At 75.0% G+C, this 15,710-nt stretch carries 11 protein-coding genes; all 11 read right to left on the bottom strand.

Annotated elements, in window-relative coordinates; all coding sequences use genetic code 11:
- Window positions 1-75: 75 nt before the first annotated feature.
- The 11 genes from HGAM_RS09665 to HGAM_RS09615 all read right to left on the bottom strand — a co-directional run bounded on the left by HGAM_RS09665 (window position 76) and on the right by HGAM_RS09615 (window position 15,669).
- Window positions 76-999, bottom strand: coding sequence for an NAD(P)/FAD-dependent oxidoreductase (locus HGAM_RS09665; RefSeq protein WP_019145286.1), 924 nt, complete (start codon window positions 997-999; stop codon window positions 76-78).
- Between the two features lie 167 nt (window positions 1,000-1,166).
- Window positions 1,167-3,254, bottom strand: coding sequence for an NAD-dependent DNA ligase LigA (gene ligA / locus HGAM_RS18685; protein WP_019145285.1), 2,088 nt, complete (start codon window positions 3,252-3,254; stop codon window positions 1,167-1,169).
- 52 nt (window positions 3,255-3,306) lie between these two features.
- Complete coding sequence (locus HGAM_RS09655) at window positions 3,307-4,284, bottom strand: uroporphyrinogen decarboxylase/cobalamine-independent methonine synthase family protein (RefSeq protein ID WP_019145284.1); 978 nt, start codon at window positions 4,282-4,284, stop codon at window positions 3,307-3,309.
- Window positions 4,285-4,380: 96 nt separating this feature from the next.
- Window positions 4,381-5,472 carry a tRNA 2-thiouridine(34) synthase MnmA gene (gene mnmA, locus HGAM_RS09650; RefSeq protein ID WP_020691715.1) on the bottom strand — a complete coding sequence of 364 codons (1,092 nt, stop codon included), beginning with the start codon at window positions 5,470-5,472 and terminating at the stop codon, window positions 4,381-4,383.
- Window positions 5,469-6,668 carry a cysteine desulfurase family protein gene (locus HGAM_RS09645; RefSeq protein ID WP_020691716.1) on the bottom strand — a complete coding sequence of 400 codons (1,200 nt, stop codon included), beginning with the start codon at window positions 6,666-6,668 and terminating at the stop codon, window positions 5,469-5,471. Before HGAM_RS09645 ends, mnmA begins: the two co-directional genes overlap by 4 nt.
- 26 nt (window positions 6,669-6,694) lie before the next feature.
- Window positions 6,695-7,837: a cysteine desulfurase family protein gene (locus HGAM_RS09640; protein WP_019145281.1), complete on the bottom strand. Its 1,143-nt coding sequence runs from the start codon at window positions 7,835-7,837 to the stop codon at window positions 6,695-6,697.
- Entirely contained in the window at window positions 7,834-8,676 is an 843-nt protein-coding gene (gene nadC / locus HGAM_RS09635) for a carboxylating nicotinate-nucleotide diphosphorylase (RefSeq protein WP_019145280.1), read from the bottom strand. The genes HGAM_RS09640 and nadC overlap by 4 nt, the downstream gene beginning before the upstream one ends.
- Window positions 8,676-10,172 (bottom strand): L-aspartate oxidase, encoded by a 1,497-nt coding sequence (gene nadB, locus HGAM_RS09630; protein WP_019145279.1) that lies wholly within the window; start codon window positions 10,170-10,172, stop codon window positions 8,676-8,678. The genes nadC and nadB overlap by 1 nt, the downstream gene beginning before the upstream one ends.
- Complete coding sequence (nadA, locus tag HGAM_RS09625) at window positions 10,169-11,437, bottom strand: quinolinate synthase NadA (protein ID WP_019145278.1); 1,269 nt, start codon at window positions 11,435-11,437, stop codon at window positions 10,169-10,171. The genes nadB and nadA overlap by 4 nt, the downstream gene beginning before the upstream one ends.
- Window positions 11,434-12,093 carry an NUDIX hydrolase gene (locus HGAM_RS18680; protein WP_019145277.1) on the bottom strand — a complete coding sequence of 220 codons (660 nt, stop codon included), beginning with the start codon at window positions 12,091-12,093 and terminating at the stop codon, window positions 11,434-11,436. The genes nadA and HGAM_RS18680 overlap by 4 nt, the downstream gene beginning before the upstream one ends.
- Before the next feature lie 165 nt (window positions 12,094-12,258).
- Window positions 12,259-15,669, bottom strand: coding sequence for an error-prone DNA polymerase (locus HGAM_RS09615; protein WP_019145276.1), 3,411 nt, complete (start codon window positions 15,667-15,669; stop codon window positions 12,259-12,261).
- Between the last annotated feature and the right edge of the window lie 41 nt (window positions 15,670-15,710).

Genomic DNA, 15,710 nt, shown 5'->3' with positions numbered 1-15,710 from the left:
CCTTCGCAGGTGCGGGCGGGGTGCGCGTCCATCCTAATGGTCGCTCCCCCGGCGCCCGGACGGCGTCGGCCCCGCTCAGCCGCGGGCGAAGTCCTCCTCCACCAGGTCGGCGTTGACGTCCATGCCGGCGAGCGCGCCGTGGCTCGCGGCGGTGACCACCTGGGCGGTCGGGTCGGTGACGTTGCCGACCGCCCACACCCCCGGGACGTTCGTGCGTCCGTGGTCGCCGGTCCCGATCGCCGGGCCCATCGGGGTCTGGTCGACCGAGACGCCGAGCTTCTCCAGCAGCGAGTGCGCGGGCCGCATGGCCGGGACGGTGAACAGCGCGTCGACCTCGACCACGTCGCCGCCCGCCAGGTGCAGCCGCAGCGGCCCGTCGTCGTCGCGCTCCACCCGCTCCAGGGCGCCCTCGGCGAGCCGGACGTCGCGGCTGGCCAGGGTCTCGCGTGCCTCGTCGTCGAGCTCGGCGACGTCGTTGACCAGCAGCACCAGGTCGTCGGTCCACTGGCGCACGAGCCGGGCCTGGTGGGCGGCGTGCGGGTGGGTGGCGAGCACGGCGACGCGGCGGCCGCTGACCTCCCGTCCGTGGCAGTACGGGCAGTGCAGCACGTCCAGGCCCCAGCCGTCGGCCAGGCCGGGGACGTCGGGCAGCTCGTCGTCGGTGCCGATCGCGGCGATCACGCGGCGCGCACGGACGCAGGCCTGGCCGTCGACCTGCACGACGAGCGCGTCGTCGTCGCGCTCGAGCCCGTCGACGGTGCCCGTGCGCACCTCGACGCCGTAGCCGCGCACCTCGTCGCGGGCCAGCTCGAGCAGCTCGCCCGGCGGCACGCCGTCGCGGGTCAGGAAGCCGTGCACGTGGGACGCGTACCGGTTGCGCGGCTCACCGGCGTCCACCACGAGCACGCGGCGCCGCGCGCGTCCGAGCACGAGGGCCGCGGACAGCCCTCCCGGTCCGCCACCGACCACCACCACGTCGTACGTCTCGTGCTCCGTCACGCCGCCGAGGTACCCCGATCGCCGCCGTTCACACGCGCGCACCGGTGGATGAGCCTGTCGGAGCCCCCGTCGACGGCTGAGCCTGTCGAAGCTCCCTTCGACAGGCTCAGCCGTCGACGGGGGCTCGCGTCAGGGAGCGGGGTCGGCTCAGGGAGCGGGGGCTCGCGTCAGGGAGCCGGGGTCTCGTCGCCGGCGTCGGGCTCGTCCTCGGCCGGCGGCGGGCCGTGGGCGACGAGCTCGTCGAAGGCGTCCTCGTCGAGGATCGGGACGCCGAGCTGCTCGGCCTTCTCGGCCTTGGTGCCGGGCGCGTCGCCGACGAGCACGTAGTCGGTCTTCTTCGAGACCGAGCCGGACGCCTTGCCACCGCGGGCGATGATCGTCTCCTTGATCGAGTCGCGCGTGTAGCGCTGCAGCGACCCGGTGACGACGATCGTGAGCCCGGCGAGGGTGCGCTCGATCGACTCGTCGCGCTCGTCGGCGGTGCGGACGCCGGCCGCGGCCCAGGCGTCGAGGATCGCGACGTGCCAGGGCACCTGCAGCCAGTCGACCACCGCGCGGGCGATGGTCGGACCCACCCCGTCGACCGCGGCCAGCGTGTCGACGTCGGCCTCGCGGATCTCGGCCAGGTCGCCGAAGTGGGTGGCCAGGGCCCGGGCGGCGGTCGGGCCGACGTGCCGGATCGACAGCGCCACGATCACGCGCCACAGCGGCTGCTGCTTGGCCTTGTCGAGGTTCTCCAGCAGCTTGCGGCCGTTGGCCGACAGGGCCCCGGCCTTCGTGCGGTAGAGGTTCGTGCGGAGCAGGTCGTCCTCGGTGAGCGCGAACAGGCCGGCTTCGTTCTCGAGCACGCCGCTGTCGTGCAGCGCGACCGCGCCTTCGTAGCCCAGCGCCTCGATGTCGAACGCGCCGCGCCCGGCCACGTACTCGAGCCGCTCGATGATCTGCCCGCGGCAGTGCTCGGAGTTGGGGCAGCGCAGGTCGGCGTCGCCCTCCTTGGCCGGCGCGAGCGTGGTGCCGCAGGACGGGCACTGCTCGGGCATGACCCACGGCTCGGCGTCGTCCGGGCGCAGCGGCAGCACCGGCCCGACGATCTCGGGGATGACGTCGCCGGCCTTGCGCAGCACGACCATGTCGCCGGGGCGGACGTCCTTGCGCGCCACCTCGTGCTTGTTGTGCAGCGTCGCCATCTCGACCGTGGAGCCCGCGACCTTGACCGGCTCCATGACGCCGTACGGGGTGACGCGGCCGGTGCGGCCGACGTTGACCCGGATGTCGAGCAGGCGGGTGTTGACCTCCTCGGGCGGGAACTTCCAGGCGATCGCCCAGCGCGGCGCGCGGCTGGTGGAGCCGAGCCGGCGCTGCAGGTCGACCTGGTCGACCTTGACCACCACGCCGTCGATGTCGTGCTCGACGTCGTGACGGTGCTCGCCGTAGTAGGCGATGAACTCCTCGACCTCGGCCATGGTGTCGACGGTGCGGGCCCGGTCGGACGTCGGCAGGCCCCAGGCCTTGAGCGCGTCGTAGGCCTGGCTCTGCCGCTGCGGCGTGAAGCCCTCGCGGTAGCCGAGGCCGTGGCAGACCATCGACAGCGGGCGGCTCGCCGTGACCGACGCGTCCTTCATGCGCAGCGAGCCGGCGGCGGCGTTGCGCGGGTTGGCGAACGGGGTCTTGCCCGACTCGGCCCACGCCTCGTTGAACGCCTCGAACGCGGCGGTCGGGAAGTAGACCTCGCCGCGCACCTCGACGTAGGCCGGCACCGGGAACTCGTCGCTGCCGGTGAGCCGGTGCGGGATCGCCGTGATGGTGCGGACGTTGTTGGTGACGTCCTCCCCCACGCGTCCGTCGCCGCGGGTGACGCCGCGGGTGAGCACGCCGTCCTCGTAGGTGAGCGAGATGGCGAGGCCGTCGACCTTGAGCTCGCACAGGAACGCGGCATCGGCGGCACCGTCGCGCAGCAGCCGCTCGTGCCAGCCGCGCAGCTCGTCGGCGCTGAAGGCGTTGTCGAGGCTGAGCATGCGCTCGCGGTGCTCGTAGGCCTCGAACGTCGAGCTGGCGTACCCGCCGACGGACTGCGTGGGCGAGTCGGGCGTGCGCAGGTCGGGCAGCTGCTCCTCGAGCTGCTCGAGCTCGCGCATGAGCGCGTCGTACTCGGCGTCGGAGACCGTGGGCGCGTCGTCGACGTAGTAGCGGGCCCGATGGCCCTCGATGACCTCGGTCAGCTCCTTGTGACGCTGGCGCAGCTCGTCGGTCTCCATGGCGCGATCGTATCGGCGGCCACCGACGTCGGCGCGGCGCGCGCCGGGCGGGTCAGCGCTCGTCGGCGGACGGCTCGGCGAGCGTCCGGGCGAGGGCCAGCGCGCGGCGGGCGGCGGTCGGCGAGACGCCCGCGAGCCCGCACGCCGGGGTCACGACGAGCCGCTCGTCGTAGGCGTCGCGGGCGAAGCCGAGCCGGTCGAAGAACGTCTCGAGCCGGCGGCCGAGCACCGCGTCCGAGCCGGGCTGCTCGACGGCCGGGACCGCACCGGGCCACAGGTCGACCCCGGCCTCGAACGCCTCGGCCCACGCGTCGTGCGGCTGGGCCAGCGCGAGCTCGAAGGTGATCGCGGCGAAGCCCGCCCCGCGCAGCAGCGCGACCGGGACGTCGGGGGCGCAGGTGTGCACGACCGGACGACCTCCGGCCTCGGTGATCGCGTCGACGTAGCGGCGCAGCAGCGCGTCGGCCTCGGGGGCGTCGACCTTGCGGTGGGTGCCCCAGCCGCTGGCGGTCGGCACCTTCGCCTCGAGCGTCGCGACGAGCGCGGGCTCGTCGACCTGGACGACGAGGTCGGCGTGCGGCAGGCGGCGGCGCAGGCCGCGGACGTGCTCGGCGACACCCTCGGCCATCGACTCGGCCAGCTCGCGCCGGGCGCCGTGGTCGGCGAGCAGCTTGTCGCCCTTCGGACGCTCCACGGTCGCGGCGAGCGTCAGCGGACCGGTCACCTGGGTCTTGAACGGGCCGCGGTGGTCGCCGGCCAGCTCCTCGACGGCGTCCAGGTCGCGGGCCAGCAGCGAGCGGGCGCGGCGCAGGTCGACGCCGTCGTGGTCGGTGAGCCGCCAGCCCTGGGGCTGCAGGTCGGCGCCGACGCCGACGAGGAACGAGAGCGAGCGGCCGACCATGCCGGCGGGAGCACCGCGCCCGGGCAGCTCGGGCACGTGGGGCAGCGCCCCGACCTCGCCGAGCACCGTGTGCACGGTGTCGACCACGTCGGTGCCGGGCATCGAGCCGATGCCGGTGGCGAGCGCCATGCGTCCTCCTGGGTCGTGCGGGGTGGGCGGTGAGCCTGCGTCCACCGGCGGGCGCGTCGTGGACGCTGCCTCACCGCCGGACGGGCGGGGTGGACGCTAGCCCACCGGCTCGCGGCGGTGCGTGCGCGCGATCGTGGCCGAGCCGACGACGCGGGTGCCGTCGTAGACCACGACCGCCTGGCCGGGCGCGATGCCCGAGGCCGGGTCGTGCAGCGTCACGTGGACGCGGTCGCCGTCGACGGTCAGGCTCGCCCGGTGCTCGTCGCCGTGGGCGCGCAGCTGCACGGTGCACTCGAGCGTCCCGGCCGGAGCGGTGCCGCACCACAGCGGGCGGATGCCCTCGAGCGCGTCCACCTGCAGGCGCTCGCGGGGGCCGACGGTGACGGTGCCGGAGACCGGCTCGATGTCGAGCACGAAACGCGGCTTGCCGTCGTCGGCGGGCACGCCGAGCCGCAGCCCGCGGCGCTGCCCGATCGTGAACGCGTAGGCGCCGTCGTGCTCGCGCAGCACCGTGCCCTGCTCGTCGACGACGCTGCCGGGGCGCGGGCCGAGCTTCTCGGCCAGCCAACCGGCGTTGTCGCCGTCGGCCACGAAGCAGATGTCGTGGCTGTCGGGCTTGGTGGCGACCTGCAGGCCGCGCTCGGCGGCCTCGGCGCGGACGTCGGTCTTGACCGAGCCGCCGAGCGGGAACAGCGAGTGGGCCAGCTGCTCCTGGGTGAGGACGCCGAGGACGTACGACTGGTCCTTGCCGTGGTCGGTGGCCCGGTGCATCTCGATCGTGCCGTCGGCGGCGGTGCGCAGCTGGGCGTAGTGGCCGGTGGCGACGGCGTCGAAGCCGAGCGCGAGCGCCCGGTCCAGCACGGCGGCGAACTTGATCTTCTCGTTGCAGCGCAGGCACGGGTTGGGGGTGCGGCCGGCGGCGTACTCGGCGACGAAGTCGTCGACCACCTCGTCGGCGAACTCCTCGCTCATGTCCCACACGAAGAACGGGATGCCCAGCGCGTCCGCGGCCCGGCGGGCGTCGTTCGAGTCCTCGATCGAGCAGCACCCGCGCGCCCCGGAGCGGTACGAGCGCGGGTTGCGGCTCAGTGCCAGGTGGACGCCGGTGACGTCGTGCCCGGCGTCGAGCGCGCGGGCGGCGGCCACGGCGCTGTCGACGCCGCCGGACATCGCGGCGACGACCCTCATCGCTGCCTCACCATGCCTGCGGCCAGCGCGCGCTCGTGGACGGCCGGGAGCACGGCCAGCAGCCGGTCGACGTCCGCCTCGGTGGACGTGTGACCGAGGCTGAACCGCAGCGACCCGCGGGCCGCGCGCTCGTCGTAGCCCATGGCCAGCAGGACGTGGCTGGGCTGCGGCACGCCGGCGGCGCACGCGGAGCCGGTCGAGCACTCGATGCCCTGGGCGTCCAGCAGCATGAGCATGGCGTCGCCCTCGCAGCCGGGGAAGGTCACGTGGGCGATGTTCGGCAGCCGGTGGCCCGCACCCGGCTCGGGGTCGCCGTTGACGATCGCGTCGGGCACCACGCGGGTGAGGCCCGCGACGAGCCGCGCCCGCAGCGCCTCGATGCGCGCGGTGGTCTCGGCCTGGCGGGCGAGCGTCACCTCGACCGCCTTGGCGAACGCGGCGATGAGCGCGACGCCGATCGTGCCCGAGCGCAGGTCGCGCTCCTGGCCGCCGCCGTGCAGCAACGGAACCGGCTCGACCTCGCGGCGGATGACCAGGGCGCCAACACCGACCGGGCCACCCAGCTTGTGCGCGGTGATCGTCATGGCGTCCAGCCCGCTGGCGCCGAAGTCGAGCGGCAGGTAGCCGGCGGCCTGCACGGCGTCGCTGTGCACGGGGATGCCGTGGGCGGCGGCGAGCTCCACCACCTCGCGGACGGGCTGCACCGTGCCCATCTCGTTGTTGGCCCACATCGTGGTGATGGCGGCGACGCTGCCGGGGTCGGTCTCGACCGCCTGGCGCAGGGCGTCCAGCCGGATGCGGCCGATCTTGTCGACCGGGGTCGTCTCGACGGTCGCGCCCTCGTGCTTGGCCAGCCAGGTGACCGGGTCGAGCAGGGCGTGGTGCTCAATCGCGCTGAACAGCACCCGGGTGCGGGCGGGGTCGGTCGCGCGCCGGGCCCAGAACAGCCCCTTGATCGCCAGGTTGTTCGCCTCGGTGCCGCCCGAGCAGAACACGACCTCGCTCGGCCGGGCCCCCAGGTGGGACGCGAGGAGCTCGCGTGCCTCCTCCACGGTGCGCCGCGCGGCCCGGCCGGCGGCGTGCAGCGAGGACGCGTTGCCGGTGCGGGCGAGCTGCTCGGTCATGACGGCGATCGCCTCCGGGACCATGGGCGTGGTCGCCGCGTGGTCGAGGTAGACGGTCTGCTGCTGGGTCATGACCGTCCCAGCGTAGTCCCGCCTCCCTATCCCGCCGCCGGGCGGAGCCGCCCCACCACGGCGGCGAGCGTCGTGGCGGCGTGCTCGAGCTGCTCGGCGGTTGCCCCGCGGCCGAACGTGAGCCGGACGGCGGTCTGCGCCACCTCGCGCGGCAGGCCCATCGCGGTGAGGACGTGGCTGGGCTCGTCGCTGCCCGCGGCGCACGCCGAGCCGCTCGAGCAGACCACGCCGCGCTCCTCCAGGCCGACGAGGGCGGCCTCGCCGCTGACGCCGGGCAGCACGAACGAGGAGTGCCCGGGCAGCCGGTCGACGGGGTGGCCGGTGAGCGCCGCACCCGGGACGGCGTCCAGCACGTGCGCGACGAACGCGTCGCGCAGCGCCGCGACGCGGGCCGCCTCGGCGTCCCGGTCGGTCGCCGCGAGCCGCAGGGCCGCGGCCAGCCCGACGGCCGCGGCGACGTCCTCGGTGCCGCTGCGGCGGCCGTCCTGCTGGCCTCCGCCGTGGAGCAGCGGCTCGCAGGGCGTGCGGCGGTCGACCCACAGCAGTCCCGAGCCCTTCGGCGTGCCGAACTTGTGACCGGAGATGCTCAGCGCCTGCACGCCCAGCGCCGCCGGGTCGAGCGCCAGCCAGGGCGCGGCCTGCACCGCATCGGTGTGGAACGGCACGCCGCGCCGGGCGGCGACCGCGGCGAGCGCGGCGAGCGGCTGCACCGTGCCGACCTCGTTGCTGGCCAGCTGGACGCTGACCAGGGTGGTGTCGTCGCGCAGGACGGCATCCAGGGCCTCCGGCGTCACCGTGCCGTGGGCGTCGACGCCCACCTCGTCGACGTCGAAGCCCCAGCGGGCCAGCCAGCGCGCCGACTCCAGCACCGCGGGGTGCTCGACGGCCGACACCACGACGTGGCGACCGCGCGGGGCGGCGAGCGCCAGGCCCTTGACCGCGGCGTTGGCGCCCTCGGTGCCGCCGGACGTGAAGGTGAGCTCGCCGGGCCGGACGCCCAGCACCGCGGCGGCCTCGCGCCGGGCCTGGTCGAGCCCGGCCCGGGCCGCCGCGCCGACCTCGTGGTGGCTGGCCGGGTTGCCGAACACCCCGGTGAGGTACGGCCACATGGCCTCGACCACCTCGCGCCGCACGGGCGAGGTGGCCGCCTCGTCGAGGTAGACGGTCACGACCCGACCACGACGTCCAGGCCGAGGTCGAGCGAGCGGACGCCGTGGGTCAGCGCCCCGACGCTGATCACGTCCACGCCCGTGGCGGCGACGCCGGCGATCGTCTCGAGCGTGATGCCGCCGGACGCCTCGACGACCGCCTTGCCGTCGATGCGGCGCACGCCGGCCACGAGGTCGGCCAGCGAGAAGTTGTCGAGCATGATCGTGTCGGGCTCGGCGTCCAGCACCTCGTCGAGCTGGTCGAGCCGGTCGACCTCGACCTCGACGTGCGTCGTGTGCGGCAGCTCCGCGCGCGCCCGGCGGATGGCCTCGCCGATCGAGCCGACGACCGCGAGGTGGTTGTCCTTGGCCATGACCGCGTCGGACAGCGAGAAGCGGTGGTTGTGCCCGCCACCGCAGCGGACGGCGTGCCGCTCCAGCGCGCGCAGGCCGGGCGTCGTCTTGCGGGTGTCGACCACCCGCGCCCCGGTGCCCTCGACGGCGCGGACGTACGCGCGGGTCGTGGTGGCCACGCCGCACATGCGCTGCACCAGGTTCAGCGCGACCCGCTCGCTCTGCAGCAGCGCCCGCGCCGGGCCGTGCACCCGGGCGACGACGTCACCGGGAGCGAACGTCTCGCCGTCCTCCAGGAACGCGTCCACCTCGACCCGGTCGTCGAGCGCGGTCATGGCGGCGGCGAACACCTCGATGCCGGCCAGGACGCCGGACTCCCGGGCGACGAGCTCGGCGGTGGCGGTGACGCCCGCGGGCACGAGCACCTGGCTGGTGAGGTCGCCGTGCGGGGCGTCCTCGTCCAGGGCCATCGAGACGACGGCGTCGATCTGGCGGCGGTCGAGCATCAGGCTCCCTCTCGGTGCAGGACGCGGTGGAGCGCCTGGCTGGGGTCGGTGCGGGGGTGGTCGGCCCGCTGGTGGGCGCCGCGCGACTCGGTGCGCCGGCGCGCCGCCTCCACGGTGGCACGGGCCAGGACCAGCAGGTTCGCGTCCTCGGCGGACTTGGGGTCGGTGGGGGCCGGCGGCGCCCAGGCGGCGAGCCGGGCGGCGGCACGAGTCAGCGCGGGCTCGGTGCGCTCGACGCCGAGGACGTCCCACATCAGCGACTGCAGCTCGGCGCGGGTGAAGGCGTCGGTGCCGCCGTCGACGGTGACCGGCTCCGGCGCGCCCCAGCCCGGACGCGGGGCGAGGGCGCGGGGGCCGTCCTCGATCGCGCGCACCGCGGCGCGTCCCTGCACGGCGCCCTCGAGCAGCGAGTTGGACGCCAGCCGGTTCGCTCCGTGCAGGCCGGTGCACGCGCACTCGCCGATGGCGAGCAGGCCGGGCAGGCTCGTGCGGCCGTCGACGCCGGCGACGACGCCGCCCATGGCGTAGTGGGCGGCGGGCGTGACCGGCACCGGCTGGCGCGACCAGTCCAGGCCGAGTTCGCGCAGGTGCGCGTCGATGGTCGGGAAGCGCGCCGCGAGCTGCTCGGCACCGAGGGCCGTGGCGTCAAGCACCACGGGACGTCCCTGCTCGTGGGCTCGGCGGGCGACGGCGCGGGCCACCACGTCGCGGGGGGCCAGCTCGCCGCGCGGGTCGACGTCGAGCAGGAACCGGTGGCCGGACGCGTCGCGCAGCACGGCGCCGGCCCCGCGGACGGCCTCGGAGACCAGGAAGCCGTCGGGCAGCACGGTCGGGTGCAGCTGGACGAGCTCGAGGTCGGCCACGTGGGCGCCCGCCCGCAGCGCCATCGCGACGCCGTCGCCGGTGGCGACCGACGGGTTGGTGGTGCGGCCCAGGAGCTGGCCCGAGCCGCCGGTGGCCAGCACCACCGCGTCGGCCGGCACGACCTCGCCGTCGAGCAGGCGGACGCCGGTGGCGCGGCCGTGCTCGACCACGACGTCCAGCGCGAACGCGTCCTCGCGCACCATGACGGTGCTCGCGCGCACGGCGGCGACGAGCGCCCGGGCGATCTCGGCCCCCGTCGCGTCTCCCCCGGCGTGCACGATGCGCTCGACCGAGTGGGCCGCCTCGAGCCCGCGGGCCAGCGAGCCGTCGGACGTCCGGTCGAACCCCGCCCCGAGGCACACGAGTGCGGCGAGCGCGTCCGGGCCGCCGCCGCACACGGCGTGAGCGGCGGTGGGGTCGACGAGGCCGGCACCCGCGGCGACCGTGTCGTCGACGTGCCTCCGGACGTCCGGCCCGTCGAGCGCGACGGCCACGCCGCCCTGGGCACGCGCGGTGCTGCCGTCGGCCAGGGACGCCTTGGTGAGCAGCGTGACCCGGTGCCCGCGCGCGTCCGCCTCGAGCGCCGCGGTGAGTCCTGCGACGCCCGAGCCGACGACGACGACCGTGCTCATGGCCGGGCGGTCGTCCGGGGCTGGGCGGCGAGCATCCGCTCCAGCGCGACGCGGGCGTCGGCGGCGACCGCCTCGTCGACGACGATCTCGTTGCGCACCTCGCCCTCGAGCAGCCCGTCGAGAACCCACGCCAGGTAGCCGGGGTGGATGCGGTACATCGTCGAGCAGGGGCAGATCACCGGGTCGAGGCAGAAGATCGTCTTGTCCGGGTGCTGCGCGGCGAGCCGGTTCACCAGGTTCACCTCGGTGCCGATGGCGATCGTGCTGCCCGGCGCCGCGGCCTCGACGAAGCGCCGGATGAGGTCGGTCGAGCCGGCGGCGTCGGCGGCGTCCACGACCGGCATCGGGCACTCGGGGTGGACGACCACCTGCACGCCGGGGTGCTCGACCCGGGCCCGGGCGATCTGGTCGACGGTGAAGCGCTTGTGCACCGAGCAGAAGCCGTGCCACAGCAGCACCTTGGCGTCGCGCAGCGTGGCCTCGTCGTGGCCGCCGAGCGGCTTGCGCGGGTCCCACATCGGCATCCGCTCCAGCGGGACGCCCATCGCCTTCGCCGTGTTGCGGCCCAGGTGCTGGTCGGGGAAGAACAGCACCCGGCGGCCGCGCTCGAAGGCCCACTCGAGCACGACCTCGGCGTTGGACGAGGTGCAGACGATGCCGCCGTGGCGGCCGCAGAAGGCCTTGAGCGCCGCCGAGGAGTTCATGTACGTCACCGGGACCACCGGCGCGAGGTCGTCGTCCTCGTCGGCGTAGACCTCCATGAGCTGCTCCCACGCCGCCTCGACCGACTCGGTGTCGGCCATGTCGGCCATCGAGCAGCCGGCGGCGAGGTTGGGCAGGATCACCCGCTGGCCGGGGCCGGCCAGCACGTCGGCGGTCTCGGCCATGAAGTGCACGCCGCAGAACACGATCGTCTCGGCCTGCGGGCGGGTCAGCGCGGCGTTGGCCAGCTGGAACGAGTCACCCACGAAGTCGGCGTGCTGCACCACCTCGTCGCGCTGGTAGAAGTGGCCGAGGACGACCAGCCGCTCCCCCAGCGCGTCCTTGGCCCGGCGGATGCGCGCGTGCAGCTCGGCGTCGTCCATGCGCTGGTAGGCGACCGGCAGCTGGCCGGGGCGCGTGACCGGCGTGGGCAGGACGTCGAGGTCGGACGCGCCGGGGCCGTAGCCGGGCGCGGCGTCGAAGACCCACGGCCCCTGCGCGAGGTCGGTGTCGCAGCTGGCGGTGGGCGCCGCGGTGATGGCGTCGTGGACGGAGGTGGTCATGCCTGGCTCCTGTCGGGGGTGGCGACGCGGTACAGCGCCGGAGGTCGGTGGCTGGTGCCCTGCAGGCTGGTGCCGGTCGGCTCGATCGTGCGGCCGGCCAGCACCTGGCGGCGGAAGTTGGCCGGGTCGAGCGCGCGGCCGAGCACGGCCTCGTGCACCTCGCGCAGCTCGGCGAGGGTGAACGTGTCGGGCAGGAAGTTGTGCGCGATCGGCGAGTAGACGATCTTGGCCCGCAGCCGGTCCAGGGCGTAGCGGACGATCGCGTCGTGGTCGAAGGCGAGCGGTCCCGGCACCTCGTCGGCCACGAACCACTCGACGTTCTCGCCGTCGACGGCCCGGGCGTCCTCCGAGGGCCGGACGAGCGCCCAGTAGACGATCGAGACGACCCGGTCCGGTCCGGCGGAGCGGTCGACCGCGCCGAAGGAGTACAGCTGCTCGAGGTAGCGCGGGGCCAGCCCGGTGGTGCGGGCCAGCGTGCTGCGGGCGCTCGTGGCCAGGTCCTCGTCGGGCCGCAGCGGACCACCCGGCAGCGCCCAGCGTCCCTCGTACGGCTCGCGGATGCGGCGCACGAGCGGCAGCCACAGCGTGGCGCGTCCGGTAGCGGGGTTCGGGCGCAGCGCGAAGCTCACGGTCGAGACCGCCAGGTCGATCGCCAACGCACGCTCCTGCCTTCAGGTTGGCTTGACCCTAAGACCCCCTTTTGGTCACGTCAACCCTTTGTCCGCGCCCGGACGCGCTGCGTCGTCCCCGCTGGGAGTGACGTTGTTGCGGCGATGCGCGGCGTGTCGCCTCCACAACGTCACTCCCAGCGGGGAGGTGGGTCAGCGGAAGTCGCGGGCCTTGTGCTTGGCGGGGAGCGCGGCGGCCGCGGCCGGGTAGAGCTCCTCCAGCCGGACGAGCCGCTCGGCGACCAGGTTGACCACGCCCTCGGGCGAGACCTCGAGCATCCCGCGCACGACGACCGCGGCGGCCGTGCGCGCGACCCGCTGGTGGCGCTTCCAGACGTCCGGCGTGACGACGACGTTGAGCATGCCGGTCTCGTCCTCGAGGTTGAGGAAGGTGACCCCGCTGGCCGTGGCCGGACGCTGGCGGTGGGTGATGAGCCCGCCGACGTGCACCCGGCGGCGCGGCTCGTGCCCGGCCAGCGCGGTGACGGCCAGCACCCCCTCGGACGTCAGCAGCTCGCGCACGTAGGCCATCGGGTGGGTGTCGGGCGAGACGTGCGTGGCCCACAGGTCGGCGACGGTCAGCTCGGCCGGGGTCATGCCCGGCAGCATCGGGGCCTCGGCCACGGTGGCCGTGCCCGGCAGCATGTCGGGGCTGTCGGTGTAGCCGGCGTTCCACAGCGCCTCGCGCCGGCTCAGGCCCAGGCTGTCGAACGCGCCCGCGGTGGCCAGCGACTCGACCTGGGCCGTGGTCAGCCCGGTGCGCCGCACGAGGTCGGGGACGGACGTGAACGGCTCCTCCCCGCGCGCCTCGACGATCCGCCGCGCGGCGTCCAGCCCGACGCCCTGCACCGCGTCCAGGCCCATGCGGACGCAGAACGCCCCGTCGCGCCGATGCTCGGGAGTTGGGTCGGGCGTGCCGCGCACGAACGGCCCGGGAGTGGGCTGGAGGAACTCCAGGCACGCGTCGCGGCCGCCCGCCGCGCCGTCGGGATCGGCCCCCAGGTCGGCCTGGGCCCGCGACCGGTTGACGTCGGGCCGCAGCACCCGCACGCCGTGCCGCCGGGCGTCGGCGACCAGCGACTGCGGCGAGTAGAAGCCCATCGGCTGGTTGCGCAGCAGCCCGACCAGGAACGCCCCCGGGTAGTGCAGCTTGAGCCACGAGCTGGCGTAGACCAGCACGGCGAAGCTCAGCGCGTGGCTCTCGGCGAAGCCGAAGTTCGCGAACGACTCGATGCGCTGGTACAGGTGGTCGGCCTCGTCGCCGACGATGTCGTGCGCGGCCATGCCGGCGTACAGCTTGTCCTTGAGCGTGCTGATGCGCTCGACACCGCGCTTGGAGCCCATCGCGCGGCGCAGCAGGTCGGCCTCGGCATGGGTGCAGTCGCCGATCGCCACGGCCATCTGCATGAGCTGCTCCTGGAACAGCGGCACGCCCAGGGTGCGCTCGAGCACGGGCTCGGTCAGCGGGTGCGGGTACTCGACCGGCTCCTGGCCCATGGCCCGGCGGATGTAGGGGTGCACCGCGCCGCCCTGGATCGGCCCGGGGCGGATGAGCGCGATCTCGATGGCCAGGTCGTAGAACCGGCGCGGCTGCAGCCGGGGCAGCGTGCCGATCTGGGCCCGGCTCTCGACCTGGAAGACGCCGATCGAGTCGGCCCGGCAGAGCATGTCGTAGGTGGCCGCCTCGTCGCGCGGCAGCGTCGCGAGCGTCCACTCCTCCCCCAGGTGCTCGGCCACGACCCGCATCGTGTGGTCGAGCGCGCCGAGCATGCCCAGGCCGAGCAGGTCGAACTTGACCAGGCCCATGTAGGCGCAGGCGTCCTTGTCCCACTGCAGCACGGTGCGTCCGGGCATGCGGGCCCGCTCGATCGGGACGACCTCGCCGATCGGCTGGCGGGTCAGCACCATGCCGCCGGAGTGGATGCCCAGGTGGCGCGGCTGGCCGAGCAGCTGGTCGGCCAGGTCGAGCACCGGGGCGGGGATGCCGTGGCCCTCGTCGGGGTCGATGCGCGACCAGCTGTCGACCTGCTTGCTCCAGGCGTCCTGCTGGCCCGGCGAGTGGCCCAGCGCCTTGGCCGCGTCGCGCACCGCCGAGCGTGGCCGGTAGCTGATGACGTTGGCGACCTGCGCGGCGTTGCGGCGTCCGTAGCGCTCGTAGACCCACTGGATGACCTCCTCGCGGCGGTCGGAGTCGAAGTCGACGTCGATGTCGGGGGCGTCGTCGCGGGTCTCGGACAGGAAGCGCTCGAACGGCAGCCCGTAGTGCACCGAGTCGACCGCGGTGATGCCCAGGGCGTAGCAGACCGCGGAGTTGGCCGAGGAGCCCCGGCCCTGGCACAGGATGCCCTGCTCGCGGGCGTGCTGGACGAGGTCGTGGACGATGAGGAAGTAGCCCGGGAAGTCCTTCTCCTCGATGACCGCCAGCTCGCGCTCGATGCGCGCGGTGGCCCGCTCGCGGTCGTGGGCGTAGCGCAGCTCGATGCCCTCGGCGACCAGGTGGCGCAGCCAGCCCATGGCCGTCCAGCCCTCGGGGATGCCGTGCCGGGGCAGCTGCGGGCTGGCCGCGCGCAGGTCGAAGGCGAGCTCGTCGGCCAGCGGGACGGTGCGGGCGACGGCGTCGCGGTGGCGCGGCATGCGGGCCAGCATCTCGGCGCCCGAGCGCAGGTGGCCGCCACCGGCCGCGTCGAGCCAGCCGTCCATCTCGGCCAGGCTGCGCCGCCCGCGGACCGCCGCCATCGCCATCGCCAGGCGCCGCTCGGCCGGGGTCGCGTGGTGGACGTTGTTGGTCGCGACGGTGGGCAGGCCCAGCTCGGCGGCCAGCTCGGCCAGGACGTCGTTGGTCGCGTCGTCGGTGGGCCGGCCGTGGTCGGTGAGCTCGACGTGCACGGCGTCGGCGCCGAACTGCCCGACCAGGCGGTGCAGCGCGGTGCGGGCGGCGTCGCGGCCGCCGGTGGCGAGCGACTGGCGGACCGCGCCCTTGCGGCACCCGGTGAGCACCGCCCAGTGCCCGCGCCCGCGGTCGACGAGGTCGTCGAGGTCGTAGTGCGGGTGCCCCTTCTCGTCGCCGGCCAGGTGCGCCTCGGTCATGGCCGCGGCGAGCCGGTGGTAGCCCTCGACACCGCGGGCCAGGACGAGCAGGTGCTGGCCCTCGGGGTCGGGCACGCCGTTCTGCGGGCCGGTCAGCCCGAGCGACAGCTCGGCTCCGTAGACCGTGCGCAGCCCGTGCTCGGCGTGCAGCTGGGCGGTCTCGGCCATGTACGGCGCGGCGTGGAAGCCGTCGTGGTCGGTGATCGCCAGGGCGTGCAGGCCCAGGCCGATCGCCTCGGCGACGAGCTTCTCGGGGCCGCTGGCGCCGTCGAGGAAGCTGTAGCTGCTGTGGCAGTGCAGCTCGGCGTACGGCACGACCGGCCCCGTGGGGCGGCGGACGTCGTCGCGCACGGCGGGGCGGCGCTTGCGCGAGTAGCCGGGCGCGTCGCCGCCGTCGGGCTCGGGCGCCTCCGGCGGACGTCCGGAGAGCCCGCGCTCGAGCTCGCGCCACGGGATGTCGGGGTTGAAGTACGGCACCTCAACCCCTCCCCGGCCTCACGCTGAGTGTGACGTTCCGG

Source organism: Aeromicrobium massiliense JC14 (assembly GCF_000312105.1).
GTDB classification, from domain to species: domain Bacteria; phylum Actinomycetota; class Actinomycetes; order Propionibacteriales; family Nocardioidaceae; genus Aeromicrobium; species Aeromicrobium massiliense.
This window is presented reverse-complemented; position numbering and strand designations above follow the sequence as displayed.

Coding starts and splice junctions, on each gene's coding strand:
- HGAM_RS09645 (WP_020691716.1), bottom strand. CDS start 6,668: ATGACCCAGCAGCAGACCGTCTACCTCGACCACGCGGCGACCACGCCC.
- nadA (WP_019145278.1), bottom strand. CDS start 11,437: ATGACCACCTCCGTCCACGACGCCATCACCGCGGCGCCCACCGCCAGC.
- ligA (WP_019145285.1), bottom strand. CDS start 3,254: ATGGAGACCGACGAGCTGCGCCAGCGTCACAAGGAGCTGACCGAGGTC.
- mnmA (WP_020691715.1), bottom strand. CDS start 5,472: ATGAGGGTCGTCGCCGCGATGTCCGGCGGCGTCGACAGCGCCGTGGCC.
- nadC (WP_019145280.1), bottom strand. CDS start 8,676: ATGCTCGACCGCCGCCAGATCGACGCCGTCGTCTCGATGGCCCTGGAC.
- nadB (WP_019145279.1), bottom strand. CDS start 10,172: ATGAGCACGGTCGTCGTCGTCGGCTCGGGCGTCGCAGGACTCACCGCG.
- HGAM_RS09655 (WP_019145284.1), bottom strand. CDS start 4,284: ATGGCGCTCGCCACCGGCATCGGCTCGATGCCCGGCACCGACGTGGTC.